This is a genomic window from Carnobacterium divergens DSM 20623, assembly GCF_000744255.1.
GTDB classification, from domain to species: Bacteria; Bacillota; Bacilli; order Lactobacillales; family Carnobacteriaceae; genus Carnobacterium; species Carnobacterium divergens.
The window spans coordinates 1,812,128-1,838,711 of sequence record NZ_JQLO01000001.1; the positions used below are offsets into that span (position 1 = coordinate 1,812,128).

At 34.9% G+C, this 26,584-nt stretch carries 29 protein-coding genes; 4 read left to right on the forward strand and 25 right to left on the reverse strand.

Features of this window, described 5'->3' with window-relative positions; genetic code table 11:
• Nucleotides 1–129: 129 nt before the first annotated feature.
• The 9 genes from BR52_RS08780 to BR52_RS08820 all read right to left on the reverse strand — a co-directional run bounded on the left by BR52_RS08780 (nucleotide 130) and on the right by BR52_RS08820 (nucleotide 7,593).
• Complete coding sequence (locus BR52_RS08780) at nucleotides 130–822, reverse strand: Bax inhibitor-1/YccA family protein (RefSeq protein ID WP_034571595.1); 693 nt, start codon at nucleotides 820–822, stop codon at nucleotides 130–132.
• Between the two features lie 87 nt (nucleotides 823–909).
• Nucleotides 910–2,286: a UDP-N-acetylmuramoyl-tripeptide--D-alanyl-D-alanine ligase gene (locus tag BR52_RS08785; protein WP_034571598.1), complete on the reverse strand. Its 1,377-nt coding sequence runs from the start codon at nucleotides 2,284–2,286 to the stop codon at nucleotides 910–912.
• Between the two features lie 103 nt (nucleotides 2,287–2,389).
• Entirely contained in the window at nucleotides 2,390–3,481 is a 1,092-nt protein-coding gene (locus BR52_RS08790; protein ID WP_034571601.1) for a D-alanine--D-alanine ligase, read from the reverse strand.
• 153 nt (nucleotides 3,482–3,634) lie between these two features.
• Nucleotides 3,635–3,952 (reverse strand): DMT family transporter, encoded by a 318-nt coding sequence (locus tag BR52_RS08795; RefSeq protein ID WP_034571604.1) that lies wholly within the window; start codon nucleotides 3,950–3,952, stop codon nucleotides 3,635–3,637.
• Complete coding sequence (locus tag BR52_RS08800; RefSeq protein WP_034571606.1) at nucleotides 3,949–4,278, reverse strand: DMT family transporter; 330 nt, start codon at nucleotides 4,276–4,278, stop codon at nucleotides 3,949–3,951. Before BR52_RS08800 ends, BR52_RS08795 begins: the two co-directional genes overlap by 4 nt.
• A gap of 185 nt (nucleotides 4,279–4,463) precedes the next feature.
• Nucleotides 4,464–5,228, reverse strand: coding sequence for a hypothetical protein (locus BR52_RS08805; protein WP_034571608.1), 765 nt, complete (start codon nucleotides 5,226–5,228; stop codon nucleotides 4,464–4,466).
• A gap of 149 nt (nucleotides 5,229–5,377) precedes the next feature.
• A complete protein-coding gene (gene htpX, locus BR52_RS08810) occupies nucleotides 5,378–6,271 on the reverse strand; it encodes a zinc metalloprotease HtpX (protein WP_034571611.1) in 894 nt (297 codons plus the stop codon).
• Between the two features lie 152 nt (nucleotides 6,272–6,423).
• Nucleotides 6,424–6,978: a LemA family protein gene (locus tag BR52_RS08815; protein ID WP_034571614.1), complete on the reverse strand. Its 555-nt coding sequence runs from the start codon at nucleotides 6,976–6,978 to the stop codon at nucleotides 6,424–6,426.
• 141 nt (nucleotides 6,979–7,119) lie between these two features.
• Nucleotides 7,120–7,593 carry a Dps family protein gene (locus tag BR52_RS08820; protein ID WP_034571617.1) on the reverse strand — a complete coding sequence of 158 codons (474 nt, stop codon included), beginning with the start codon at nucleotides 7,591–7,593 and terminating at the stop codon, nucleotides 7,120–7,122.
• Between the two features lie 220 nt (nucleotides 7,594–7,813).
• Here BR52_RS08820 and BR52_RS08825 point away from each other — a divergent pair, with 220 nt between their 5' ends.
• Nucleotides 7,814–8,593: an SMI1/KNR4 family protein gene (locus BR52_RS08825; protein ID WP_034571620.1), complete on the forward strand. Its 780-nt coding sequence runs from the start codon at nucleotides 7,814–7,816 to the stop codon at nucleotides 8,591–8,593.
• A gap of 43 nt (nucleotides 8,594–8,636) precedes the next feature.
• On the opposite strand, the gene BR52_RS08830 is transcribed toward BR52_RS08825, so the two are convergent.
• The 16 genes from BR52_RS08830 to BR52_RS08905 all read right to left on the reverse strand — a co-directional run bounded on the left by BR52_RS08830 (nucleotide 8,637) and on the right by BR52_RS08905 (nucleotide 23,277).
• Nucleotides 8,637–9,359, reverse strand: a complete 723-nt coding sequence (locus BR52_RS08830) for a class A sortase (RefSeq protein ID WP_034571624.1) — start codon at nucleotides 9,357–9,359, stop codon at nucleotides 8,637–8,639.
• A gap of 553 nt (nucleotides 9,360–9,912) precedes the next feature.
• Nucleotides 9,913–10,305: a PIM7 family immunity protein gene (locus BR52_RS08835; protein ID WP_034571627.1), complete on the reverse strand. Its 393-nt coding sequence runs from the start codon at nucleotides 10,303–10,305 to the stop codon at nucleotides 9,913–9,915.
• Between the two features lie 16 nt (nucleotides 10,306–10,321).
• A complete protein-coding gene (locus BR52_RS12605; RefSeq protein ID WP_051915683.1) occupies nucleotides 10,322–11,659 on the reverse strand; it encodes a T7SS effector LXG polymorphic toxin in 1,338 nt (445 codons plus the stop codon).
• Nucleotides 11,650–12,021 (reverse strand): DUF3958 family protein, encoded by a 372-nt coding sequence (locus BR52_RS08845; protein WP_034571630.1) that lies wholly within the window; start codon nucleotides 12,019–12,021, stop codon nucleotides 11,650–11,652. Before BR52_RS08845 ends, BR52_RS12605 begins: the two co-directional genes overlap by 10 nt.
• Before the next feature lie 18 nt (nucleotides 12,022–12,039).
• On the reverse strand, nucleotides 12,040–12,372 hold the full coding sequence (locus tag BR52_RS08850; protein ID WP_051915684.1) for a TIGR04197 family type VII secretion effector: 333 nt from the start codon (nucleotides 12,370–12,372) through the stop codon (nucleotides 12,040–12,042).
• A 378-nt stretch (nucleotides 12,373–12,750) separates the two neighbouring features.
• The gene (locus BR52_RS08855) at nucleotides 12,751–13,029 is read right to left on the reverse strand and encodes a hypothetical protein (RefSeq protein ID WP_034571633.1); all 279 of its coding nucleotides are present in this window, start codon (nucleotides 13,027–13,029) and stop codon (nucleotides 12,751–12,753) included.
• Nucleotides 13,030–13,267: 238 nt separating this feature from the next.
• Entirely contained in the window at nucleotides 13,268–13,531 is a 264-nt protein-coding gene (locus BR52_RS08860; protein WP_034571636.1) for a type B 50S ribosomal protein L31, read from the reverse strand.
• Between the two features lie 132 nt (nucleotides 13,532–13,663).
• Nucleotides 13,664–14,959, reverse strand: coding sequence for a transcription termination factor Rho (rho, locus tag BR52_RS08865; RefSeq protein ID WP_034571638.1), 1,296 nt, complete (start codon nucleotides 14,957–14,959; stop codon nucleotides 13,664–13,666).
• A gap of 14 nt (nucleotides 14,960–14,973) precedes the next feature.
• Nucleotides 14,974–16,239 (reverse strand): UDP-N-acetylglucosamine 1-carboxyvinyltransferase, encoded by a 1,266-nt coding sequence (gene murA, locus BR52_RS08870; protein ID WP_034571641.1) that lies wholly within the window; start codon nucleotides 16,237–16,239, stop codon nucleotides 14,974–14,976.
• A 215-nt stretch (nucleotides 16,240–16,454) separates the two neighbouring features.
• On the reverse strand, nucleotides 16,455–17,009 hold the full coding sequence (locus BR52_RS08875; RefSeq protein ID WP_034571644.1) for a biotin transporter BioY: 555 nt from the start codon (nucleotides 17,007–17,009) through the stop codon (nucleotides 16,455–16,457).
• Nucleotides 17,010–17,156: 147 nt separating this feature from the next.
• Nucleotides 17,157–18,758 carry a CTP synthase gene (pyrG, locus tag BR52_RS08880; protein WP_034571647.1) on the reverse strand — a complete coding sequence of 534 codons (1,602 nt, stop codon included), beginning with the start codon at nucleotides 18,756–18,758 and terminating at the stop codon, nucleotides 17,157–17,159.
• 465 nt (nucleotides 18,759–19,223) lie between these two features.
• Nucleotides 19,224–19,823: a DNA-directed RNA polymerase subunit delta gene (gene rpoE, locus BR52_RS08885; protein WP_034571650.1), complete on the reverse strand. Its 600-nt coding sequence runs from the start codon at nucleotides 19,821–19,823 to the stop codon at nucleotides 19,224–19,226.
• Nucleotides 19,824–19,867: 44 nt separating this feature from the next.
• A complete protein-coding gene (locus BR52_RS08890) occupies nucleotides 19,868–20,296 on the reverse strand; it encodes a YwiB family protein (RefSeq protein ID WP_034571653.1) in 429 nt (142 codons plus the stop codon).
• 20 nt (nucleotides 20,297–20,316) lie between these two features.
• Nucleotides 20,317–21,258 carry a sugar-binding transcriptional regulator gene (locus BR52_RS08895; protein ID WP_034571656.1) on the reverse strand — a complete coding sequence of 314 codons (942 nt, stop codon included), beginning with the start codon at nucleotides 21,256–21,258 and terminating at the stop codon, nucleotides 20,317–20,319.
• 29 nt (nucleotides 21,259–21,287) lie between these two features.
• Nucleotides 21,288–22,277 (reverse strand): alpha-ketoacid dehydrogenase subunit beta, encoded by a 990-nt coding sequence (locus BR52_RS08900; RefSeq protein WP_034571659.1) that lies wholly within the window; start codon nucleotides 22,275–22,277, stop codon nucleotides 21,288–21,290.
• A 10-nt stretch (nucleotides 22,278–22,287) separates the two neighbouring features.
• Nucleotides 22,288–23,277 (reverse strand): thiamine pyrophosphate-dependent dehydrogenase E1 component subunit alpha, encoded by a 990-nt coding sequence (locus BR52_RS08905; protein WP_034571662.1) that lies wholly within the window; start codon nucleotides 23,275–23,277, stop codon nucleotides 22,288–22,290.
• 208 nt (nucleotides 23,278–23,485) lie between these two features.
• Here BR52_RS08905 and BR52_RS08910 point away from each other — a divergent pair, with 208 nt between their 5' ends.
• Genes BR52_RS08910 through yidA form a run of 3 tightly spaced genes read left to right on the forward strand, consistent with a single transcriptional unit; the run spans nucleotide 23,486 to nucleotide 26,553 of the window.
• Nucleotides 23,486–24,352, forward strand: a complete 867-nt coding sequence (locus BR52_RS08910) for a lipoate--protein ligase family protein (protein ID WP_034571664.1) — start codon at nucleotides 23,486–23,488, stop codon at nucleotides 24,350–24,352.
• Nucleotides 24,349–25,740 carry an HD domain-containing protein gene (locus BR52_RS08915; RefSeq protein ID WP_034571667.1) on the forward strand — a complete coding sequence of 464 codons (1,392 nt, stop codon included), beginning with the start codon at nucleotides 24,349–24,351 and terminating at the stop codon, nucleotides 25,738–25,740. The genes BR52_RS08910 and BR52_RS08915 overlap by 4 nt, the downstream gene beginning before the upstream one ends.
• On the forward strand, nucleotides 25,741–26,553 hold the full coding sequence (yidA, locus tag BR52_RS08920; RefSeq protein WP_034571670.1) for a sugar-phosphatase: 813 nt from the start codon (nucleotides 25,741–25,743) through the stop codon (nucleotides 26,551–26,553).
• Nucleotides 26,554–26,584 lie beyond the last annotated feature (31 nt).

Sequence of the window (26,584 nt, forward strand, 5' to 3'; positions counted from 1 at the left end):
TTTCAATCAAATTACACTATTGTTTTCATGAACACGTTTTCTCTTTTTATTCAAGACACCCAAAATACGATAAGATTTTTTCTTTTTTTGTTATAAATAAAAAAAGAAAGGCTATTAATAGCCCTTCTTTTAGTCTCTTCCACCAAAAATTCTTAAAATGCTCAAGAAAATATTGATAAAATCTAAATATAAACTTAATGCGCCACTAATAGCAATTGACCCAAGTGTTTCTTGATCTTGGTAGTGCATGTAAATTTGTTTTAATTTTTGTGTATCATATGCTGTAAATCCGATAAAGATTAAAACGGTGATAATTGATAGCACGAAATCTGCTGGTCCGCTTTTCAAAATAAAGCCATTAACAACTGTTGCAATGATTAAACCAATTAACGCACCTCGTAATTGTCCACCAAACGAGCTCATATCTTTTTTAGTTACAAATCCCACAAAGCTCATACCAGCAAATGTTCCAGCTGTAATCATAAATGCAGAAGCAATACTTCCCAAATTGTAAACAAGGAAGATTGAAGATAGCAAGACCCCATTAACAATTGAAAATGCAATAAAACCAACTATGGAAGAGCCTACTGAGCGCAATTTTTTCCCATTAGAAGCTAGTTTAAAGACTAAAAATAATTCTAAAATAACTAAGGCAATCAAGCCAAATGGACTGCCATAAACAAATTTCATAATGATTGGACTTTGTGATGCGTAAAAAGCAGTTACGCCAGAAAGTGCTAAACCTAGCGTCATATATCCATAAACAGTAGCAAAGAAACGTGACATTCCTTCTGTGGCTACTTCTCTTCTTTGATTTTGCATTGTATCTACCCCTTTAAATCTAATTTATTATACCTAATAGTATAACAGAAAGTTCGGCTTGTTGCACTCCGTCCGAAGTCTGATTCGTTAAACTGATTGAATCGCTGTAACGACTGCTAATAAATTTGTACCAAAGCTAGATTTAACTAAAATGTGATCCTGTGGTTGGATTATTTCCGTTAATTCAGCAATCAATTGCTCTTTATCCTTAGTGTAGTGGTGAACTCTCTCTTGAGGGAAAATAAGTAGTAACTTATCAAAGAGAACAGCCATTTCCTCGCCATACAAATAAACTTCATCTATTTTTTGAGGGTTTAGATGTTCTGCAACACTTTCATGCATTTCTTTGGATAGAGAGCCTAATTCCAACATGTCTCCTAGTACAGCAATTTTTTTCCCTTCATTTTTTAATTCACTAAAATTGTCTAATACAGCGTTCATCGCTGTTGGATTTGCATTGTACGCATCATTTAAAATCATGCTGTTGTGAATTCCTTTTACCCATTCTGTTCTATTTTTTGTTAAGTTAAATTTTGCAAGAAATGGTGCAGCTTCTTGAATTGTAATTTCCAATTTCAAGCCAACTGTTAGTGCTGCTAATGCGTTGCTCACATTGTAGGTTCCCAGAACAGGGATAGAGCATTCAGTTAATGGCGCTACGTTTGTTTCAAAGGATGTTTCCATCATTCCTGTTTGGACATTTACTGGATACAGGTCATTTATTTCTGACATTCCAAACGTTGCAAGCTGTGCAGGTTTTAATTTAGCTGTTTTTTCTACTAGTAAAGGTTCTTCACCTGGGAAAATAAGAGCGCCTGTTTCTTTTAATCCCGCAGTAATTTCCATTTTAGCATCTGCAATTCCTGCTCTTGAACCTAGGTATTCAATATGTGATTCGCCAATCATTGTGATAACAGCAATGTCTGGCTGTGCTAAATTTGACAACAGTTCAATTTCTCCTGCATGATTCATACCCATCTCTAAAATGACTACTTCGGTATCTGACGGCATTTCTAAAATCGTAATTGGTAAACCAATATGATTATTAAAATTCCCTTGTGTTTTATGAACTCTATAACGCGCCTTTAAGACTGCCTCGGTCATATCTTTTGTAGTTGTTTTACCATTACTCCCAGTTATTCCAACTACTTTTGGATTAATTTTTTCAAGATAATATTTTGCAAGCTGTTGCAAGGCTATTAGTGTATCTTTAACTTGTAAAACAGGAAATCCGCTTGGGGCTTGATCTAATGGAGCACTCCAAAAGGAAGCCACCGCACCATTTTCTATTGCATTGTCAATAAAATCATGCCCATCATTCGTCCCTTTTAATGGGACAAATAGAGAACCTTCAGTTGATTTTCGTGTGTCAAATTGTACATTATTAATTTCAAGTTCTTCCCATTGGCGGATATTATTTACCGCTCCTACTGCTTTGGCAACCTCTTTAAGTGTTAAATTCATTCTTTATCCTCCAGTTTAAAATCGTATAGAGCGATTTTACCGTTTATTATAATCGAAAAGCTGAACACAAACGCGTTCAGCTTTTCTGACATTTCACAACAAATTAGCTTTCTTCTGAATATTGAAAAGCTTGTCTTTCTTCAAATCTTCTTAAAGCTAATTGGATCAATTCTTCCACTAAATCGCCGTAGCCTAAGCCTGTATTTTCCCATAATAATGGATACATGCTAAATTGAGTAAAACCAGGCATCGTGTTGACCTCATTGATAAAAATTTCATCATTGCTTGTTAAAAAGAAATCACAGCGGCTTAAGCCACTTCCGTCTAATGTTTGGAAAGCTCTCGCTGCGTATTCTCTTAATTGAATTGACACATCTTCCGTTACTTTTGCAGGAATCTGTAATGTCACTTCATTGTTGATGTATTTAGAATCGTAGTCATAAAAATCAACGGTTTTTACAATTTCACCGGGAACAGAAGTATGAATATCTGAATTTCCAAGTACCGCTACTTCGAGCTCTCTTGCTTCAATACCTTGTTCTACAACAATGCGACGATCATATTTTAAGGCTTCTTCAATAGCTTCAATTAATTCTTCTCGATTTTCAGCTTTGCTAATTCCTACGCTTGATCCCATATTTGCAGGCTTTACAAACATTGGATATAAAAGTGTCCCTTCGCATTGCATAAAGACTTTTTCAGCATCTGTTGACCAGTTATTTTTTAAGACTGGAACATATGGTACTTGGGGAAGACCTGCTTGTTGAAAAAGATATTTGCTGATAATTTTATCCATTCCACACGCACTTGCTAACACTCCGGCACCTACATAAGGCATACCAATAACTTCAAATAACCCTTGAATTGTACCGTCTTCTCCATTTGGTCCGTGTAAGACTGGGAAAATAACCGCGTCTTCTTGTTTGATACTTGTCGGGCTGATTTCAACACCTGTCGAAATCGCTCCTTCCTTGATGGCTAAAACCGCTTCATCGGCTTCTTCAAATTTCAATGCATCAGCATTGATAACAGGAGATTCTAAGGTCATTCCTTGTAACCATTTTCCTGATTTTGTAATGTAGATTGGTTCAACGTCATAATATTTATAATAAATTTCTTTAGTGATTGAAAAGGCTGTTAAAATTGAGACATCGTGTTCTGCACTTTTACCGCCATAAATTAGAAAGATTTTCATCTTATTCGTTCCTCCAAGTGTTACTCAAAGTTTATTTTTTTTGTTATTTTTTACTTTAATTCAAAGGTATTGTATCATACTTTCGTTATCCTTGAAATAATAAAATGTCTCATTAAACTCTAAGTTTCACTTAAGATTCTCAAATTTCACTTTCTAATGTGACGTTAATTTTAAGCCGATTACTCCAATTATAATCATGCCTACAAATAAGAATTTTTTCCAGCTTCGATTTTCACCAAGAAAAAACATTCCCCACAAAACTGTTGAAGAGGCGCCAATTCCTGTCCAAATTGCGTAGGCCACACCGATTGGAATGGTTCGAGTCGCTAATGAGAGCAAATACAGTCCCAGTCCCATAATCACAACAGAAATGATCCCTTCTTTTTTCTTTTTAAAACCATCAGATTTTTTTAAAAAAATAATAAAACCAAGTTCACATGCTCCTGCAATCATTAAATATAAAATACTCATTTCTCTTCACCATCCTCAGTCATTTTCAGCCCTAAGATACCACCCAATAAAATTAATAATGAAATAATTTTCCAAAAACTCACATTTTCACCTAACCAAAGCATGCCCATTAAAGCTGTTCCTGCTGTTCCAATTCCTGTAAATACTGCATAGGCAACACCTATACCTAGTTTTCTCATCGCTTTTTCTAATGCTCCAAAGCTAATAATAATAAACACAATTGCAATTATGCTTGGAAGCAGAATTGTAAAACCGTTTGATTCATTTAAGAAATAAGCCCATACAATTTCCAATACTCCTGCAATTAATAAATAGATCCATTCCATTTTTCATTTCCCCATTTCTTTTCTATTCGTTTCATTTTTTCTTACTTGTGTAATTCAGCCATCTCCGGTTGGGATTTTTTTCAAATACATCTATAATCTATCCTTTCTAAAATAAAAAGAAAAAAAGCCCTAGAATGCATGGCACATTCTAAGGCCGAAATTCTCTAAAACATTTCTATATTTAATTAAATACTTGATAGTAATGGTAGTTTTTCTTCAACCGTCCAACTGCCTGTATCTTGATTGTAACAAATCATTCCAACTAGGTCTTTTCCAGAAAAACCATTTGTATTAATTGCTCGTAAACGATCTTCTAAAAGATAAATTGGGATACAGTAACAATTCTCTTCTATTGTAACATGTTTTAAAGAAAGAAGCACTCCTTCTTTTAGGTAGGGTACAATTTCTTTGATTGTTTCTAAGGGCAGTTTTTCAATGACTTTGCTTTTTTGGAAAAAATTTCGTTTTTCGTTAATTTTAGATTCTAATGCTTCCCTAATACTTTTTCCAAGCAAATTGTAAAATTGATCTAAATAACGATAATAAACTTTATTCATGCCATCTGACAACGTCAAATAAATGTAGTTGTTTTGTAACTTATAATAAAATGGAGAATGTAGGTGAGTATGTGCATGCGCAATATAAAGAAGCTCTGAAATTTCAACAGGCGTTAGTTGACGTAATAATTCTAAATTTTCAAAATCTACCCATTTGTACTTAATTTCTGAACGACCAGCTTCTTCTAAAAACCGACGTACATTTTCACGGTCACGAACGATACGAAATCCTGTATGAGTTTCGTATTCTCCAATTCCTTTTTCAGTATTTAGGAGGAGAATGTTGTTAGGTATTTTTTTTAGCGTTTGCTGAAAGTCAACCACCGTAATGCCCTTACTCAACACATGGTTCGTAACACTATCTAAATGTACGTATATATATTCTGAAGCCATGATATGATTTACCCCTCCTATTCGATTTTTGTCTTATAAATAACATTGTACTACTAAACAAGAAACTAATCTGTATCAAAACCATGATAAGACTATTACAATTTGAATTCGAAACACAAGGATTGCGTCAATCAGATTACAAAATGGATTTACATCGCTTCTAATCGTGCAATTCTTTTTTCAGTAGCTGGGTGCGTTGAAAATAAGGAATCTTTGGTTTCTTTTTTTAATGGATTTTCAATATATAAAGCTGCGCTACTTGGGTCTGCTGATTTCATAGGTTCACTTTGAGAAATTTTATTTAATGCAGAAATTAACCCTTGAGGATTTCTTGTTAATTCGACTGCAGACGCATCTGCTAGATATTCGCGATTACGAGAAAGAGCAAGCTGAACTAAGGTTGCAGCTAAAGGAGCTAGAATCATCAAAATAATTGAAATAACCAACATAATTGCAGAGCTTCCATTGTCATTTTTGCTATTGCTGCTACGTCGCCCTCCACCAAACCACATCATTCTTGTCCCAATATTAGCCAATAGTGCAATAGCTGCTGTTAACGCTAGTGCAATAGTCGATAAACGAATATCATAGTTTCGGATATGTGAAACTTCGTGTGCCATGACGCCCTCTAATTCTTCTCGGTTCAACTTCTCTAAAATACCAGTCGTCGCTGCCACTGATGCCGTTTCGGGAGAATTTCCTGCTGCAAAAGCATTTGGGCTTGGATCATCGATGATATAAATTTTCGGCATCGGAATTTTTGCAATTAAAGACAGCTCTTCTACTACATTCCACAACATCGGGTATTGCTCTTTACTAGTTATTTCCTTACCTTTATTCAATCCCATTACAACTTTAGTTGAATTTAAAACCATGATTCCCATGTAAATTGCGGCAATAATTGCCGCCATAATAATTCCAGTTGTAATACTATTGAAATTTGCATATCCCACGGCTGCACCAATTAGCAAAATTAAAAGAAAAAATGCAAACATGACAAGCACGGTCTTCCGTTTATTTTGCTCAATTTGTTGATGTAACACAAAAATCCCTCTTTTCTATACAACTATTTTTATGATAAGAAAAAACCCTTGCGAAAAAGAAAGGAGTTTCCCCTGACTTTAACCACTAAGGGTCACTATCCTTTTATTTGATAAAAGGTCTACCTTCGTCGAAAGATAGACCTTTTGTTCAATTAGAAGGATACTTTTGGAACAACTTTTTCTTCTGTTGGCGTTTCTAACATCGCTTCTTCTGTAAAGTGATGTGCTTTAGCAACAATGTTACTTGGAAATGATTGAAGTTTAATGTTGTATGTCGCTACACTTGAATTATACAATTGGCGCGCATAGGCAATTTTATTTTCAGTTGTTGTCAATTCTTCTTGTAATTGGATAAAGTTTTGATTTGCTTTTAAGTCAGGATAACTTTCGCTTAAGGCAAATATTGTTTTTAATGAATCGCTTAATTGATTTGAAACTTTCATTGTTTCTTCGTGGTTATCTGCTGGAACTTGTGTTAATTGATTACGCATTTCAACTACTTTAGCCAGGGTTTCTTTTTCATGGCTTGCATAACCTTTGACTGTTTCTACTAAATTCGGGATTAAATCGTTACGGCGTTTTAATTGAACGTCGATTTGGCTCCATGCTTCTTTAACCCACATTCTTGCTTTGACTAGACCATTATATAAACTAATATAGACTAGTACTAGTAATACGATAATAACAATTGCAATAATTAATCCCATACCAAATCGCTCCCTCGTGTTTTTATAGTTTAAATATAACAAAGAATTCTCTAAAAGGAAAGCAAAGTTTCCGTTAAGTTTTCTTAACCAAATCGTAAAAAAATTGTAGGTTTTTAGCAAAACCTACAATTCTCAAGATCCTTACTCTCCTTCTAACGGTGATTGATCTAAGAAGGCTTGTAACATCCAAATGTTTTTTTCAATTTCAGTTTTGTAGGCAATCAACATATCTTGTGTTGAATCATCTCCAGCTTCCCCAGTCAACTCTATACCTTCGCTGATTTCATCGCGAATAATACGATAATCATGAACGACTGAAGCCACCATGTCGTTGGCACTGATTTTTTTAGTGTAAGGTTTTTCTTCGATTGATGCATGTTCTAGGTATTCGGATAATGTTGAGTAAGGTGCGCCTCCAATTGCAATTAAACGTTCTGCAATTTCATCGCTATTTGCTGCAATGCTGTTAAATAATTCTTCAAATTTTTCATGAAGTGTATAAAAACTAGCTCCTTGTACGTACCAATGATGTTGATGGAACTTTGTATATAAAACTCCGTGATTGGCTACCTGTTTGTTTAAAATAGCTTTGACATCAATATTCGTTTTTTGCATGTTTTTTCATCCTCCAATTGTTTTTTAAATAAATTCTTATTTTATAATCATTATAAAGTAAAACGACTCTTTTGTCCATTCATTCCGACAAGAAAGCTTCTGTTCCTTTAATTATAACTTTTCAATAGATGAAATACAATAAATAGCATTTAAAGAATCTTGTCTTTTAGGCAGCTTCAATGCTATGATAAACTGAGTATTTTAACGAAAGGATGAGCTTATGTATTTTATTGAAACGCCTTTTTTCCCAACTACTAACTATTCAGTCTCACCTACTCCATTTTTCAACCATTACACTATAAAAGACCTACCAAAAGCTTATCTGCATTTATTGGAAGAACAAAATGGAGGGTACTTAACTAAAAATGCTCTACCAACCAGCGAACCGACTCGTGACGGACTTGATATGGTAGCAATTCATACTATTTTAGGTATCCAAAAAGAAGGGGCACCTAGTATTCTTGAGCAAAAAGAACTTCATGAAGCTTTTCATTTACCTGATTATTTTATTGTTTTTAGTTATCAAAATGAACAATTTTTTGGTTTTGATTATTCCATTTTAAATGCAAATGGGGAACCTAAAATTCGTTATATTGATACAGATACGGATCAATGGCTATACTTAGCCGATTCATTTGAAGAATTTTTGGTTTTGTTGCGTAAAGATTCTTTTACTTTAAATGATGCAAAAGAACTCTCTTTAATTGAGGCTAATCATATTTTTTTGATTGGAGAAAATTTTGAAATTGAAGAATTGTTAACTCGCTTTGAAACAACCACTCATAAAGAATGGTATTTTAACTGGCTTGCTTATCTTGCCAAATCCGACCAACCACCGCTTGTTGCCGCTTCTCTTCAAGCATTTGAAACTCAAGTTTTCTATTTTCATTCAAAATTACCCGAATCTGTAAATAACTTAGTCTCTATTTTTTTAAGTCTTGAGACTCAAAAAAACTCGTCTACTTTAGTTGCTATTTTAAAAGAATTGAACGAGAACTAAAAAAACAAGCAAAACGCCTTTGTTGGGCGCCTTGCTTGTTTTTTTATTTAGTCACATTTTTTTCAATATCAAATGCTTTTTTCATTTCTTTTGTTGCTTTTTTTATAGGTACTTTTTTGACAAATTCACCTTGCACAACTAAACGTTTTGAGCCATCTGGATTACATGTAACTAACGTCAATAAAGTTTTGCCTTCAACATCATCAATTAAATCAACACGGTCTGGATTGACTGTTTCAATAAATGACGTTTTATACACATAGACATCTGTTAAATCTGTTAAATAAATCTCATCATCCATTTTTAATTTGTATAATGGACTAAATAGTAAATCTTTATCGATCATATTATGTCCAGCTAAGGCATAATTCCCCTCACCCATTACTTGATTTTCTTTCATTGTACCCGCGCCAACTGCTAAATTATAGTTCGAAACGCCCTTAATAATCGGTAAGTTAATTTTTACACCTGGAATCGCAATTCCACCTACAACAGCCATTTTATCTTGATATAGTCTTGCTTTAGCGATTGTTTCTAAATCTAAATCTACTACTTTATCAAAATCAAATTCACCTTTGGTTTGATTGTTTTTTTCAATGCTTGCTGCTGATACATTAGAGACCGCATTTTTATTAGACATTTGACCGATGATCCAGTATTTTATTGGGTTACTAAATATTAAAAGTAAACCAATAATCAGTAGCAAACCTGCTAAAATATTGATTACCTTATTTTTGGTACTTTTTTGCTGTTTATTTTTAACCATTTTTTAGTTTCCTCACTTTTTACATAATAGTAGTAATAGTATAACTCAAATTCTTTCTTTTGGATAGTTGCTTTATTTTTTTTTAACGATTGAAAAAATCCCGAAATTTCTGATGCTAAGGGGTTACTCACTAATCACTAAGATTCATTATTTAGTGTAAAGTAAGAAATATGAAAGTACTTCTCATATAACAATTTCTAAAAGAAACAGAAGAAAACGAGAAAAATGACTCTTCTAATCCATAAAACACTATAAAGAAAGTCAATAGACCGCTAGGCTCTCCTAACGTCGCTATTGACTTTCTTTATTGGGCATGTGTTTTTTGATAGTGCCCGAGGAACTCACGAAATAGCTAGTACCTTGACTTGTTCCTCGAGCCTTTTTAGCATAACATGCCCACCGTTTGCTTTAGCATTTAAATTTGTTCTTTCAAACCTTTTTTACTTCATCCTCAGAATCTAACAAAATAGCAGGCAAAGTGCAAAGATACAATGTCATACTAGTTATTAGTAACTTAGCTATCCTAAGATACAGAATCTGTTTATTCCATATCTTACTTATTTTGCCAGAAAAATGAAACATCTTCCATATCTATTTCTTCAACAGAGATATCTTTACAGATGATTTCCATGGACATAATTGATAAATCAAGTTTACAATGTAAAAAACTATCATTTACTTCATGTTTTTTTATAGAAATATCTTGACCATCATATCCTAATTGCCCGCCTCTCATATTTTTCACTTTAAAGTCTCCACGCCAATTTGCATCTGTTTCATAGTTGACTTTGTAACAAGAAAGAAAACTGATTTTCCAACACGTTTTTATATCATTTTCTATAAATATATGAACTTCATCTCCGAAATATTCTGTTTGTACATCCCAGATACGCATATCCCAATACTCTGTCTTTTCTATTTCTTTTTCCAATAGTTCAATATTCATTATTTACCTCCAAATTTTATTTATCTGCCCAAGGAATATGAGCATCTGAACTTTTCCTACCAACAATATTTCCATTTATATCCAATGGGTTATAATCACTATCATATATGTGCATGTGTTTATACTGAGTAACTTTGTCAGGCGGGTCAATTTTAACCCTAAAATTACCATTTGCATCTTTTATATGAACCCGACCATTATTTTCAAAAATTTGCCAATCATCAGGGATACTATTCCTTAATTCATCTAACGACATATTATTAATTTCATTAGGTGTTAGTTTGTTAAGTTTAGCCCCACTGGCTTTCTTAGTTACGGGATGTTTCGTCTTAGGTAGCGTTTTTCCTTTTGGCGTTTTAGGTGTAGATGATGCTCCAACTTTATTTCCCCAATAACCGATACTTGCCAACGAAGCAATACCGCTTAAAATTACCGAACCACTTTGAATTTTTTCTAAAGTAGTTAACTCTCTACCGTTCTCATCTTTTCCAGTTTTGAATCGTTTGAAGTGATAAGTATAATTTTCCATTATCAGTTCTTCAATCGAAGGCTCTCTCTCCATCTCTTGTTTAATTGCATATTTTACTTTCCAAGCATTATGTCTTTCGGTGAATATCAAATCAGATTGATTAGCTGTGCGCCCATCTGATGACCATACCCACATTCTAACACCTGGAGCAATTTCTAAGAATATATATTTTCTTCCCGTTGTATCAGGCTCTTTTTGTTCTTTCTCTCTTTTTTTAGACTCAATATCTTTAATAGGTTGAACCCAATCCATTTTTAAACCAGTGAGATTGAAACTTCCAGAAGATGAATCCCAACCTTTATCATTTCCAATATCTGCTAAACCGTTAGTTAAATTATCGATCATTTGAATAGCTGTTTCAAATGAACTACTTGAGGTTTGATTATAGTCATGTAATTTTGTAATTTTTTCTTGTATGGATTTTTCCATGGCTTCGTAAAGACTGACCAAAGGATTCATTAAAGGCAATGCCTTACTCAATGCTTCTGCTCCAGCTGCAAGTGAACGAAGTCTATTTAATTGATCATTTAACTGATCTTCAATCACATCTGATCCAGATACACTTGATTTGAAACCAGAAGGGAACTCTTCTACTTGTCGTATCATCTCTTCGGCTAAGTACACAAAACCTTGTGCTAGATTCTTATGTGTTTGTGAAAAATAACTTTTCGCACTATCATACGCAGTTCCCTTTAAAAGAGTAGCGTTAGAAAAATTATCAATAGAAGAACTCATCTGTTCCATAGCTTGTATCAATTCAATATAAAAACTAACGGAGCTATTTTTTTGTGAATCGACTTCACCGTGATGCATTTCTAATCCCAAGAATCATCACCACCTAAGTTTATAGCTTTACGTTCTTCATAACAAGTTTGTTCTTTATTTTCTAATTGATTTTTTTCATTCTTCAAAATTTGTCTCTTGTCTTCTAAGTCAAATTCATTTTTATAATTTAAATGAGCAGCTTCATCTTGTAAATCATTGATTAAATTACTCATTGTATTGTCTTTTCTCCATGTATATTGGAATTCATCAAAAAGCTCCTTACTTTTTGAAAAAATAATTTGTGATTCTTGTTCAATTTGTTCTTGTTTTGATAATTTCCGCCTATTATCATCCAAATCCTCTTGAATATATCTAATCTTTTGATTGATAGCATCTAATTTAGTGTCTGTAGATGAACTCAAAAAATCCCCGCCCCTATTTTATTTTTTTGAATTTACATAAGTATTTAAGTCTTTAATCGGATCTTTCATCAATGGTACAGCCAATCCCGCCTTCAATTCCTCATCAACCCGTTGGAACTCTTTTGCCACAGACTGAACATGTGCTACATCTCGATTAAATAATTGTGCATAATTCGATGCCATTGATAAAATTTGTTGATTACAATTTTTCGTCTGCAGATTAGCAGTTAAATTTGTCTGATCTGCTGTTGTTATGGATTTACTTGTTGCACTCATTAAACTATCTGCTGCATGTCCCATTGTTGTAGCCACTTGTGATGCTGTATCAAAGTTGCTTTGAATACCTGCCATATAAGATCCCCCTTTATTTTTCAATTAAATTACTATAGATATTATATTCAGAATACTCGTATAAATGTACTATTAAGTAACAATCGTACCATTTTTAATCATATTTGTTATTTTATATTTTTTAGGAAGAGAAAGAATTTAAATTTGATTTTTAATATAATTTTAACCAATTTCGATATATATACAACCGATATTCTACTGCGAAATTGAAAAAGAATATTTTAGAATGATATTATCACCTTCTGATTTAAACAATGTTGGTATTGTATATGTATGATGCCACCTATTAAGAAAATAGGTAACTTTTTTATTGCAATATCCGTATTTAAGACCAACCCCTTGCTTTTCGTTGCATTAAAATAAGCAACATAGCGCTGTTTACCAGTCCCATCTAGTTAATTGCAACCAAATAATTACGTCGCTCCATACAACTTTATGATATTTAATTGCTTGCCCAATTGATTGATATCCAACAGATCGTGCTACTTTTTTGGGTGTATCTTTAACCTTATTTCGCTCCGTAGCGTATGTCTCGTTATATGATCTAGCAAAACCATTTATTAGCGGTTGTACGGGATTAAAAGGTGGAATTGGATTAATAGTTGAATTAAAAAACTTAACAACTTCTGTAGTTATTGTATTCATCTTAGTTAACAATTTTTGGATGTCTCCTCTGTTACTAATAAAGCCCCGTTCGACTAGCAATGAATATCTATATTCATGTATCTAAAAAAATAAAAATAGTAGCTGCAGATAAATTTGCTGAAATCGTAAACTTCTAACGAGGGGTATTAAAATAAAAGTAGCTGACTTATTAAGAGATATAGAAACAAAAAAAGATCCACTCAAACCACTGCTATAACAGTAATTCAAGTGAATCTTTAAGCTATCTTTCTTATTCTGCTGCGTTTGCGTCTGCAAGACCGTATTTTTTGTTGAAACGATCCACACGTCCGTCTGCTTGGGTGAATTTTTGACGCCCAGTGTAGAATGGATGTGAGTCAGATGTAATTTCGACACGGATTAATGGGTAAGTTTCGCCATTTTCCCATTCAACAGTTTCTTGTGAGTGTTTTGTAGAACCTGACAAGAATTTAAAACCTGTTGTTGAGTCCATGAAAACTACTGGATGGTATTCTGGATGAATTCCTTGTTTCATATCTTATTCGCTCCTTTGCCCTGATTCATTTGCTGTACCAGAGTTATTTTTTGTCTAATGACAACATTAAAATAATACCATGAACTTTGTTAGATTGCAATCTATTTTCTTTTACTTTGTTGTTCTATTTTTTTACTTTTTTATTGGCCGACGCAATTTATTTTGGTTAAAGGTTTCATCCGTAAACTGTTCAAAGAACTCATTATTCGTCTTGTTTTTTTTAAGAATTGTAATCAATTTATTGGTGTATTCTAATGAATCACCCGTCATTGCTCGTCTTAGTTTCCAGATTTCTTCTAATCGTTCTGAATCCATTAGCAGATCTTCTTTTCTGGTACTTGATTTTTTAATATCAATTGCTGGAAATATTCGACGTTCGGCTAATTCTCGTGAAAGATGCAATTCTGAATTTCCAGTTCCTTTAAATTCTTCATAGATAATATCATCCATCCGACTTCCAGTATCAACTAAGGCTGTCGCTAGTATCGTTAAACTTCCACCTTCTTCAATATTTCGAGCCGCTCCAAAGAAGCGTTTCGGACGATAAAATGCAGCTGGATCGATTCCGCCGCTTAATGTTCGACCACTTGGTGGGACTACTAGGTTATAAGCTCTTGCAAGTCTTGTGATACTATCCATTAAAATAATCACGTCACGCTTATCTTCGACTAAGCGCATCGCACGTTCCAATACTAATTCTGTTACTCTAACATGGTTTTCAGGTTTTTGGTCAAAGGTGGAGGACACAACATCTCCTTTAACACTACGCTCAATATCCGTTACTTCTTCTGGTCGTTCGTCAATCAGTAAAATAATGAGTTCGGCATCGGGATAGTTTTTTGAAATTCCATTGGCAATTTCTTTTAGTAAAATAGTTTTCCCCGCTTTAGGTGGGGCTACAATAAGTCCTCTTTGACCAAACCCTACTGGGGCTAAAATATCGACCATTCGTGTTGGGATTCTTGTTTGCTCTGTTTCTAAGTGAATTTGTTTATCTGGATATAAGGCTGTCAATGCTGGGAAATGTGGGCGTTCTTTTGCTTCTTCTGGATTCTTCCCATTCACTGAGTTTACATGCATTAAACCGTAGTAACGTTCTGACGGTTTAGGTGGTCTCGCTTTTCCTGTAATCTTATCTCCATTTCGCAATCCAAAACGTCTGATTTGTGACACTGAAATATAAATATCTTCTTGGCTTGGTGTGTAATTAATTGGGCGTAAAAAACCGAAGCCTTCTTGCGATACAATATCCAAGACCCCTTCTGCGATAAAAAAACCTTGCTTTTCTTCTTGCATTCTCAATACAGCTAATGAGAGTTCTTTTTTGTTCATTTGACTATAGTATGGAATTTTAAATGCCTTTGCAAATCCGTAAATCTCTTTTAATGTTTTATTCTCTAGTTCTGCTAATGTTAATAAATCGCCCATATACGTAACTCCTATTAGTTTTCGATTTCACTCATTTTAATATCTGCACCTAAATTGGTTAATTTTTCAACAATGTTGTCATAGCCTCGTAAGATGTTTTCTACTCCGGTAATCGTTGTTGTGCCTTCTGCCATTAATCCCGCTGTTACTAGGCATGCTCCTGCTCTTAAATCACTTGCTTCTACTTCTACGCCTTTCAAAATGGCTGGTCCTTCTAGTAAAATCATATCGCTTTCTACTCGTGCATTTGCTCCCATTCTTACTAACTCAGGGATGTGCTTAACGCGTTTGGGATAGATGGTGTCCACAATCGTACCTTCTCCTTGCGCTTTTAGTAGTAGCGGCGTTAGGGGTTGTTGTAAATCTGTTGCAAATCCTGGATATGGCAAGGTTTTAACGCTAACCATCTTTAAGTTTTTAGCTTCTAAGACACGAATGCTATCTTCGCCGATTTCCATTGGAACGCCCATTTCTTGCATTTTAGCGATTAATCCTTCTAAATGTTCAAAAATAACATTTTTAATAACAACATCCGTTCCAACTGCTCCTGCTATGGATAAGTACGTTCCGGCTTCAATTCGATCAGGAATTACGGTGTGACGACAGCCGTGCAGTTCTTCTACGCCTTCAATTCGAATTACATCGGTTCCGGCACCTCTAACTTTTCCACCCATATTGTTTAGCAAGGTTGCCACATCAATAATTTCAGGCTCGCGGGCAGCATTTTCAATAATCGTTTTACCTTTTGCTTTAACGGCTGCCAACATTAAATTGATGGTTGCTCCAATTGATACGACATCTAAATAAACTCGTGCTCCGACTAACCCTTCTTCACTTGTTCTTAAGTACATTGCACCCATTTCATTATCAACTGTTGCGCCTAATGCTTCAAAACCTTTAATGTGTTGATCGATTGGTCTTGGTCCTAAGAAACAGCCTCCTGGAAGCCCTACAACACCTTGTCCGTATTTAGTTAACAAAGCTCCCATAAAGTAGTAAGAAGCTCTTAGACTCTTGATTTTTCCACTTGGCATTGGAATTGAAACCATGTTTGTTGGATCAATTGTCAAAGTTGAACCTTTAAAATCAACTTCAACTCCCATAATCGTTAATATTTCAATTAATGAATGAACATCTTGGATGTCTGGAACCCCTTCTAATGTTACCGGCGAATCGGCTAATATTGCTGCTGGAATAAGTGCTACGGTACTATTTTTAGCGCCACTAATCGTTAGTTCACCTGATAATGGCTTTCCACCATTAATCACTAATTTTTTCATAAAATTATATCCTCACTTTTCTATAGTAACAATCATTTAAGTTCGTTTTAATCTCAATTTTATTTTGTCCCTAATAACCATAATAGAAAAGAAAATGCAAAAATACAATAGTTCATTTATTAAGTTTCTAATTACTTTGTGAACTTTGAATAGCTTATTGAAAAAAAATAACAAAAAACGTCAGCCTCTTTTTAGTTTAAAGAGACTGACATTTGCTAGGATACAATCGTTTTGATACCGACTGCTTTTCTGATCCTTACTGCTAAAAATGAAGCAACTATTGCTTTTATAATATCTAAAGGTAAGAATACTGAGATACTTGTAGTAATTAAGACACTTAAACTAATGGGTGTTTCCAAAACAATGTTCATCAAAAAGTAAGCATAACTAATACCGATAATATAAAGAACAGGAATACTGATGACAGAAATCGTAACTAGTGATTTAAAGGAAGCATTTTTATTAGCTACGCTACCAATCATTGCTGCGATGACAAATCCTCCTATTAAATAACCAAATGAAGGTTTTAGTAAACTTTGCAATCCGCCCATCCCTCCTGCGAATACTGGAAATCCTACTAAACCTAGTACTAGGTATAAACCAATCGTCAACATGCCTTTTTTGGCGCCTAGTAAGGCTGGTATTAAAATCAAAAAAAGAACTTGCAACGTAATCGGGATTGGCCCAATTGGAATCATAATTAAAGAAGAAATAGAAAGTAATGCTGTACATAGTGCTATTTGAATCCTATCTTTTGTCGTTAGTTTCATCTAAACGCCCCTTTTAGTTTAAGAATAAATGCTTTTTTTACAGTCTACTTCAAATTACGTTAACTTTCAAGTTTTTTTAGGTTAACGTAATTCAGAAAATAAAAAAGTCTTAAAATGACGAATTGCCATTTTAAGACTTTAAAAGGGTTATTTTGATTGAAGTGCTGCTCCAATAAATCCAGTAAATAATTTTTGTGGACGTGTTGGACGTGAAATCAATTCTGGATGGAATTGACATGCAACATAGAATGGATGATCTGATAATTCAACGATTTCAACTAAACGGTTGTCTGGTGAAACGCCTGAAAAGACCAATCCTGCTTCTTCTAAGGTTTGACGGTACTCATTGTTAAATTCGTAACGGTGACGGTGACGTTCTTCAACAACTTCTGCATTGTCGTAAGACTTAGCTGCTACTGTCCCTGGCACTAAATGACATGGGTATAAACCTAAACGTAAGGTTCCACCTAAATTTTCGATATTTTCTTGATCACTCATCAAATCAATAATGTTGTTTTCACAATTTGGATTTGTTTCTGCTGAATCGGCATCTGCTAAGCCTGCAACGTTACGGGCAAATTCAACACAGGCTAATTGCATTCCTAAACAGATTCCTAAGAATGGAACTTTATTTTCACGAGCGTAACGAATTGCTGAGATTTTCCCTTCTAATCCACGATCGCCAAAACCGCCTGGTACTAAGATACCATCGGCTTCTTTTAACATTGACGCAACGTTTTCGTCTGTTACGTGTTCTGCGTTGACCCAATCAATTTGAATATCTGAATCGTATTCAAAACCGGCATGTTTTAATGCTTCAACAACTGATAAATAAGCATCTGGTAATTCAACGTATTTTCCAACTAATGCAATTCTTGTCATTTTTTTCAAGCCTAATACTTTTTCTTCTAGTTTGATCCATTCAGTCATATCCGCAACAGGAGCGTCTAATTTTAAATGATCACAAACAATTTGATCCATGTTTTGTGCTTGTAAAGCTAATGGAATTGAGTAAAGAGTTTCAACGTCACGTGATTCAATAACTGCTTCTGGATCAACGTCACAAAATGATGCTAACTTGTCTTTCAAACTTTGTGGAACTGGTTTTTCAGTACGAACCACTAAAATGTTTGGTTGAATTCCTAAGCTGCGTAATTCCTTCACGCTGTGTTGTGTTGGTTTTGTTTTCATTTCGCCAGCTGCATTTAAATAAGGAATCAAAGTTGTATGGATGTACATCACGTTATCCGCACCAACATCAGCTTTCATTTGACGTAATGCCTCTAGGAAAGGCAATGACTCGATATCTCCAACCGTTCCACCAACTTCTGTAATGACGATATCAGAATCCGTTGTTTGGCCTGCACGCATAATTTTTTCTTTGATTTCATTGGTAATGTGTGGAATAACTTGCACGGTTGCGCCTAAATATTCCCCTTTACGCTCTTTACGTAATACTTCTGAATAAACTTTCCCAGTTGTTACGTTTGAGTATTTGTTTAAGTTAATATCGATAAAACGTTCATAATGACCTAAATCTAAATCTGTTTCCGCACCATCATCTGTTACAAAAACTTCACCATGTTGGTATGGGCTCATCGTTCCTGGGTCTACGTTGATGTATGGATCAAATTTTTGAATTGTTACTTTTAGTCCACGATTTTTCAATAATCTTCCTAGAGATGCTGCTACAATCCCTTTTCCTATTGAAGATACAACGCCACCTGTTACAAAAATATACTTGGTCATTAAATCGAACTCCTTTGTGTGTTTTTTTGAAATAATCGATAGTTTTTTCACTTGTTTCCTCTCTCTTTAGCTAAGAATGAACAAAGAATAAAACAATCTTATTTCTGAAATCTCGTTTCTTACAAACTAAACCTTGCCTAAAAAATAAAAACAGACGCTACTTAGCTTCAATAGCAATCTTGTTTGCATTTTTTATTTAGGGTACTGAAAACAAAAAACAAAGCTCCCCATCCATAAATGAACGGGGAGCGTGATTATCGTTTATCTCATCGGTCCTTCAAGATTACTCTTTAGGGAGCCCAATAAAGATAATACAATCAAAACAGACAATCGTCAAGGGATTTATTTTTTTGATTGTTGCGAAACAAGCCTACATCAACTTTAATCGTCAAAAAGAATGTCAATTGACTTGCTGAAATCAAAAAAAAGAAAAACTCTCCCAAAAAGGAAAGTTTTGTCAATTCATTAAATTGGGTTGCTTTCATCTTCTGAATCGAAGTCATCTTCTTCTTCGTCTTCATCAATTAAAGTTAAAGAACCTTCAATTCCATCTGGAAGTTCGTCTTCTTCATCTTCGTCTGTCCCTAATTCAGTTAAGTCAGATTTGTATTCGCCAAGATCTTCTGTACTTTCATCATCAACAACAACACCTTCGTCATCCACTAAGACAACATCTTCATCTTCTGGATCGTCATCGTTGTAATCAATTACGTCATCGTCTACATTCGGAACAAATGCACTCACTTTTTTACGTTTTTTACGACGTGGAGCCTCTTCTTCAGTTGAATGAGTTACTTCTTCATCGATAGAATCGATCGGATACCATGAACGTAACCCCCAACGATTGTCTCCTAAAGAAATAAAACTACCATCAATATTTAAATCTGTATAAAATTGCGGAGTATTTTTTTTAACTTTTGCAGCAGAAGTGCCTAAAAATTTCTGAATTTGTTCAACGAGTTCAGAAAAATCCATCACGTCTCCTTTTTGTTCTAAAATGGCATGAGCTACTTCAATCATTGACAATTCATCTTTTTTCATACCGTCAAATCGTTTTAATTCCACATTCGCCACGTCCTTTCAACAGTCTACTCTTTATCATACAATATTTAGGCAGTAAAAAGCAATTGTAATTTGTATTCTCCTAATTTTTCTTTTCCCATATAGAGATCATAATGGATTTCTAGGTTGCCACGAAAGGGTTGGTCCATCAAACTAATTTGTAAATGATTGGTCATTGTTTCTAAGGAAACCACACCTTGTGGGGTCGTATAATGTGTCACATACCGTTCACCTTTGCCAAAACGCAATTTTGTTCTTGTTTCTCCTGCTCGAATCAATCCCACTGTTCCGTCTGGTTCTATCTTAATTGTTACGGGGATTTCGCCGTCTGTTTCTTCTTTGTAGCGTAAGTAAAGTGTATCTCCCATTTGAGTTGCTTGTCCCATTACATCGAAAGTATGGTTTTCTACTGCTTCATATTGTGTAATCGTTGTTGATAATTGAATGTTTACTGGGGTTATTTTTTTTAAGCTCATTTTTTTACTCCTTTTGTTTCTTAGTTTAGTTGTTCAGCAATGGATTGATCGATAATCAAGGTATTTATTACATGATTGTTTAATAGGGCTTGAATGCTTGTTCCTTTAGTTGAACCTGACGCAATTGCCACTACATTGGGAATTTGAATTAAATCTTCAATTGTCATTCCCATCATGCGTTTCGTTAAATCGGTCATAACGGTTTGACCTGTTTCATCAAATAAAGAAGCCACTGCATCTCCAACAATCCCTTGATTGTTAGCTTGTATTAATTCTTTTTTTTCGATATATCCTAGTTCTTTCCATGTTGTATTTCCAAGAGGATTTCCCACACCAATTATGGCTAACTCAACTTTACGGGCATCGGACATTGCGGTTTCAACTACTGTTGATTCTGCTAGTAATTCTTTTAATTCAATGGTGTCAGCCAGTGCTGGTGCGTAAAAATAGCTACACTGAGCAGATAATTTTTCAGCTAATAAAAAGGTCAAATGGTTGGCATCTAAATAAACATGTTGGCTTTGGATACCACCAACTAAAGGATGAATCGTTATTCCTGGCTTTGATAAATAGGGCATTTCGTCAATAACTTCTGCAATCGTCGTCCCCCAAGAAAGTCCAATTTTAGTGTCCTTTTTTAGGTGTGTAGTTAAATAGGAAACTGCCGCTTTAGCCACATTATGCTTAATCGTACTTTTGGAAAATTCGATGCTTTTAGGAACTACAATAACATCATTTAGTTGATATTTTTTTTCAATTTCTAATGCCAATGCAATCGAATGTGCATTTTCATCTTTGACGTAAATTTCAACAATGCCTTCCTGTCTCGCAAGTTGTAGCATTTTTGAAATAACTGGCCTTGAAATGTTCATTTTTTTGGCAATTTCTGCTTGGGTTTTTCCTTCGCTGTAATACATGGTAGCAGCTTTTAATAGGTTGCGTCGATCTTCGGTAATTCTCAACGTATCCCCCCTAACGTTCTCGTTCTTTTTTAGTTTTTATGCTCATGCATAAGCGTTTTGACTGCTGCTTCGATATCTTCACATTGCGGAATTGCGGCTTTTTCTAATTCTTTTTGGTAAGGCATCGGAATAAACGCTCCTCCTAAGCGTTTGATGGGTGCTTTTAAGGAATAGAATGCCTCGCTTTCAACAACAATACTTGCAATTTCGCCTCCAAAGCCACTTTCTTTTACAGCCTCATGGACAATCATTAGTCGACCTGTTTTGATAACGGATTTTAAAATCGTTTCTTTATCTAAGGGGACTAAGGTTCTTGGATCGATTACTTCTAAAGAAATGCCTGTTGGGGCTAGTTTTTCTGCAACAGCTAGCGCTTTATGGACCATCACCCCTGTAGCTACAACAGTGATGTCCGTTCCTGGTTGTTTAATAGCTGCAACTCCAATCGGAATCGTATACTTTTCGTTTGGAACGTCACAGCTCAATTTATAGCATAATTTGTGTTCGTAAAACATCACGGGATTATTATCTTCTATCGCTGCGTGCAGCAATCCTTTGGCGTCATAGGCATTGGAGGGCTGGATGACTTTTAATCCTGGAATATGCGCCATCCAATTTTCTAAACTTTGGGAATGTTGTGCAGCAGCACCGGTGCCTGATCCTCCAGCGGTTCTCATTACTAAGGGTACGTTAACTTTCCCGCCATACATATAGTGCATTTTTGCTGCTTGATTCACTAGCTGATCCATAGCAATCGTAATAAAATCAGAAAATTGGAGTTCTATCACAGGACGCATGCCAGTAATCGCTGCTCCAACTGCTGTTCCTGCAATCGCGCTTTCAGAAATAGGGGTGGAGCGGATGCGCTTTTGACCGTATTTTTCAACAAGTCCTTTGGTTGCACCAAAGCCACCACCATAAACACCAATGTCTTCTCCCATTAGGAAAACTTCTTCATTTGTTGCCAATGCTTCATCTAATGCTTCATTGACTGCTTGGATATAAGTTATTTCTCTCATCACGCACCTCCTATTCTGCATAAACTTGTGTCGTTAAATCACTTAACTCAATATCTTCACTTTTTTCTGCTTCTTGAACTGCTTTTTGAACATTCTCAAAGGCTTGTTTTTTTAATTTCATTAGTTCTTCGTTTGAAGCAACTTGAGAGTTCGTCAACAATTTTTCAGTTAATTTGATAGGGTCTCGTTCTTCTTCCCAACGCAACTCTTCTTCTTTGGTGCGATAAATACGTTGGTCTGACTTTGAATGCCCTTTGAAACGGTAAGTTAGGGCTTCTATCATCATCGGACCATTGCCTTTTCTGGCTTCTTCTATACCTTGATAAGTTGTATCTAGTACAGCGATTAAGTCATTTCCGTCAATCGTTACGCCTTTTAATCCATAGCTTTCAGCTCGTTTGGAGAGTTGAGGGATATTTACCATCTGATCAATTTTACTGCTCATACCGTATTGATTATTTTCAATAAAAAAGAGTGCTGGGACTTGCCAAATCGAGGCTAAATTTAAAGCTTCATGAAAACTTCCTTCATTCGTTGCGCCATCCCCAGCATAGCAAATAACTACTCGGTCTTCGCCTTTTAATTGAGCAGATAAGGCGGCTCCAACGGCAATGGGAAATCCTGCACCAACAATGCCATTTGAACCTAAATTTCCCTCTGCTAATTCAGCAATATGCATACTGCCACCTTTACCAGCGTTTGTACCACTTCGTTTGCCGAATAATTCAGCCATCATTGCCGTCATTGAGGTTCCTTTTGCAATGCTGTGACCGTGACCTCGATGCGTTGAAGTAATCCAATCGGTTTTTCTTAATAAATAACCGGTTCCTGCAGCTGTTGCTTCTTGTCCTATTGAAAGGTGCGTTGTACCATGAATTTTTCCTTTTGCAAAAAGCTCTTCCACTTTTTCATCAAAAAAACGGATTTCCCACATCATTTGATAGATGTTTTTAAAGTCTTCGTCTGACAATCCAGCTAAATTTTTTATTCGACTGGTCAAAAAAACGCCTCCTTTACAAATGTTCCTTCTCGAATCAATTGTAAATAGTATAACGTGTTTTTGAAATTCAGGTCAACTATTCTACTTAACTCTTAGCATTTTTTTAGCTTAATTCCTTTATTTATGCTTCTTGTTACGTTATTTTTTGGTATAATGAAGTTATTAAATATAAACGGTATCGTAATTTTACTATAAAGGAAGACAAACTATGTCAGAAAAAAAAGATTATTTAAGTCAACAAGCTTATGAACTATATGATTCTACTTCGATGCCTTTTACAAATCAATTTATTTCTCATTTTGCTTTGGGAGATAGCTTGATAAAAAAAATTGGGACTCATCAATCCTTTGGAGCACTGCATTTTTGGACTGCTTCTGAATTAGTGATTTTAGGGATGATGGATACAAAATTGCCTTTTTTCAAGGATGCACTAAACGTTTTCATTCACCATCAACAACACTTTTTAGTTCGTAATTCGGGTGGTCTGGCAGTGGCTTCAAATGAAGGTGTGTTGAATTTTTCGTTAATTCTTCCTGAAGATCCTCTTGTTAAGATGAGTATTACGGAAGGATACGAGTTCATGTTACGCTTGATTCGCCAAACATTTAAAGCGTATGGTAAAAAAATTGATGCTTATGAAATTGAAGAATCTTATTGTCCAGGAGATTTTGATTTAAGTATTGATGGGAAAAAATTTGCTGGCATCGCGCAGCGCCGTTTAAAAAAAGGTGTGGCGATTATGATTTATCTTAGCGTGACGGGTTCTCAGGATAAAAGAACCGAAATGATTCGTGATTTTTATCAAGTCGGATTGGCAAATGAAACAGTTAAATGGCATTTTCCTAAGGTGAATCCAGCTGTAATGGCAAATTTAGATGAGTTACTTGAAACCCCTTTAACCGTGGATGGTGTCAAGCAAAGGATTCTTGAAACGTTAACAACAAATGGTTGTTTGTTAAGTGATGGGCATTATGACTTAGAATTGAAAGAAGATTATAAATTGGCTTATCAAAAAATGATTGAACGCAATGAACAAATGTTAGCAGAAACATTCGATGAGGAGCTGAGTAGATGAATTCGATAGCCTATCAAGATCAAATTTTGCCGATTGAACAGGTTTTTCGTGATCCTGTTCATGATTATATTCATGTTCAACATCAAGTGATTTTAGATTTGATTAACTCTCGTGAATTTCAGCGATTGCGCCGCATTAAACAGCTTGGAACTTCTTCTTTTACTTTTCACGGTGCAGAGCATTCTCGTTTCACTCATTCTTTAGGCGTTTATGAAATTGCTAGAAGAATTTGTGATAAATTCGCAAGAAGCTTTGCTACTAAAGTTGAAGATGACGGTGGTTGGGACGATAGTGAGCGATTAGTTGTCCTTTGTGCAGCTCTGCTTCATGACATTGGTCACGGTCCTTATTCTCATACTTTTGAGCGTATTTTTGAAACGGATCATGAGGCTATTACGGTTGAAATTATTACTTCGCCAGAAACTGAAGTCAATCAAATTTTAAAAAAAATCCATTTTGATTTTCCTGAAAAAGTAGCAAGTGTCATTCAAAAAACCTATCCAAATCCACAAGTTGTTCAATTGATTTCTAGTCAGATTGATGCAGATCGAATGGATTACTTACTAAGAGATGCTTATTTTACCGGTGTTAATTATGGCACTTTTGATTTAACTAGAATTTTGCGTGTCATGCGTCCTTATAAAGATGGCATTTCTTTCCAAGTATCCGGTATGCATGCGGTTGAAGATTACGTGGTGAGTCGTTATCAAATGTATATGCAAGTTTATTTTCATCCTGTTTCTAGAAGTATGGAAGTCATTTTGGATCATTTGCTAAAACGCGCTAAAAAGCTTTACGAAGATCCTGATTTTGAAATGCTAGGCTCCGTTTCTCTATTGGCTCCATTTTTCAGAAATGATTTTACACTGAAGGACTATTTGAAATTAGATGATGGGGTTTTAAATACCTATTTTACTCAATGGCGTGAAGAGAACGATGCTATTTTAAGTGATTTAGCTACTCGCTTTTTAGATCGACACCCATTTAAATCTGTTGCCTTCAACAGTGAAACAGATTTGCCTGTCATTGGCCATTTAGAAAATCTAATCTTAGAAGCTGGCTATGATCCAGTTTACTATACCGCTATTAATAACAGCTACGACTTGCCTTATGATTTTTATCGCCCAGAGCAAATCAATAATCGAACCCAAATTGAATTAGTTGAAGCTGATGGTTCTTTAATTGAGTTATCAAAAGCAAGTCCGATTGTTGCTGCACTGACTGGTAAAGTTCGAGGAGATGAACGTTTTTATTTTCCAAAAGAGATTATTAAACCAGCTAGCATCAGTGAAGTGAATCTCTTTGAACCTTTGTTTAATGAATTTACAAAATATATTGCCAATGGAGCAATCAAAAACCCAACCACACTTCAGGAGGAGTTAGATTAAATGAGTATTGAATTAATTGCCATCGACTTAGATGGAACACTATTAAATCCAGATAAAAAAATCAGTCAAGCCGTGAAAGAAACGATTATGGAAGCAAAAACAAAAGGAATCAAAATTGTTTTATGTACAGGCCGACCTTTGATTGGGGTTAAAAACTTCTTAGCGGAATTGAATTTAGAAGAAGAAGGCGATTTTGCCATCACTTATAATGGGGCTTTAGTTCAAAGCACACATGATGGAAAGGCAATTGTTCATCATACATTAGCTTATCAAGACTTTTTAGCATTAGAAAAATTAAGCAATGATATTGGGGTTCATTTTCAAACATTTGATATGGATCATCTTTATACAACCAATAAAGACATTAGCGAATATACAGTTCGAGAAGCTTTCTTAGTAAATATCCCTTTAAAGTATCGAACTGTTGAAGAAATTGACCCTGCAATCGAAATCAGTAAAATGATGATGATTGATCATCCAGCTATTTTAGATCAAGGAATTGCACAAATTCCTGCTGAATTTAATGAACGCTATACGATGATTAAAAGTGAAGATTTTTATTATGAAATTTTAAATAAAAAGGCAAATAAAGGCAACGCGGTGAAAGATTTAGCTGCTCACCTTAATATTCCTCAAGAAAATGTGATGGCGATTGGCGATAATATGAACGATATGGACATGCTGCACTTTGCAAAATATAAAATTGCTATGGGCAATGCTGTTCCTGCGGTGAAAGAAATCGCTACTTTTATTACGAAAACCAATGCCGAAGACGGCGTTGCGCATGTGATTAAAGAGCTTGCCTTTCATTAAAAAAGAAGGCAACATTAATTTCTAATGTTGC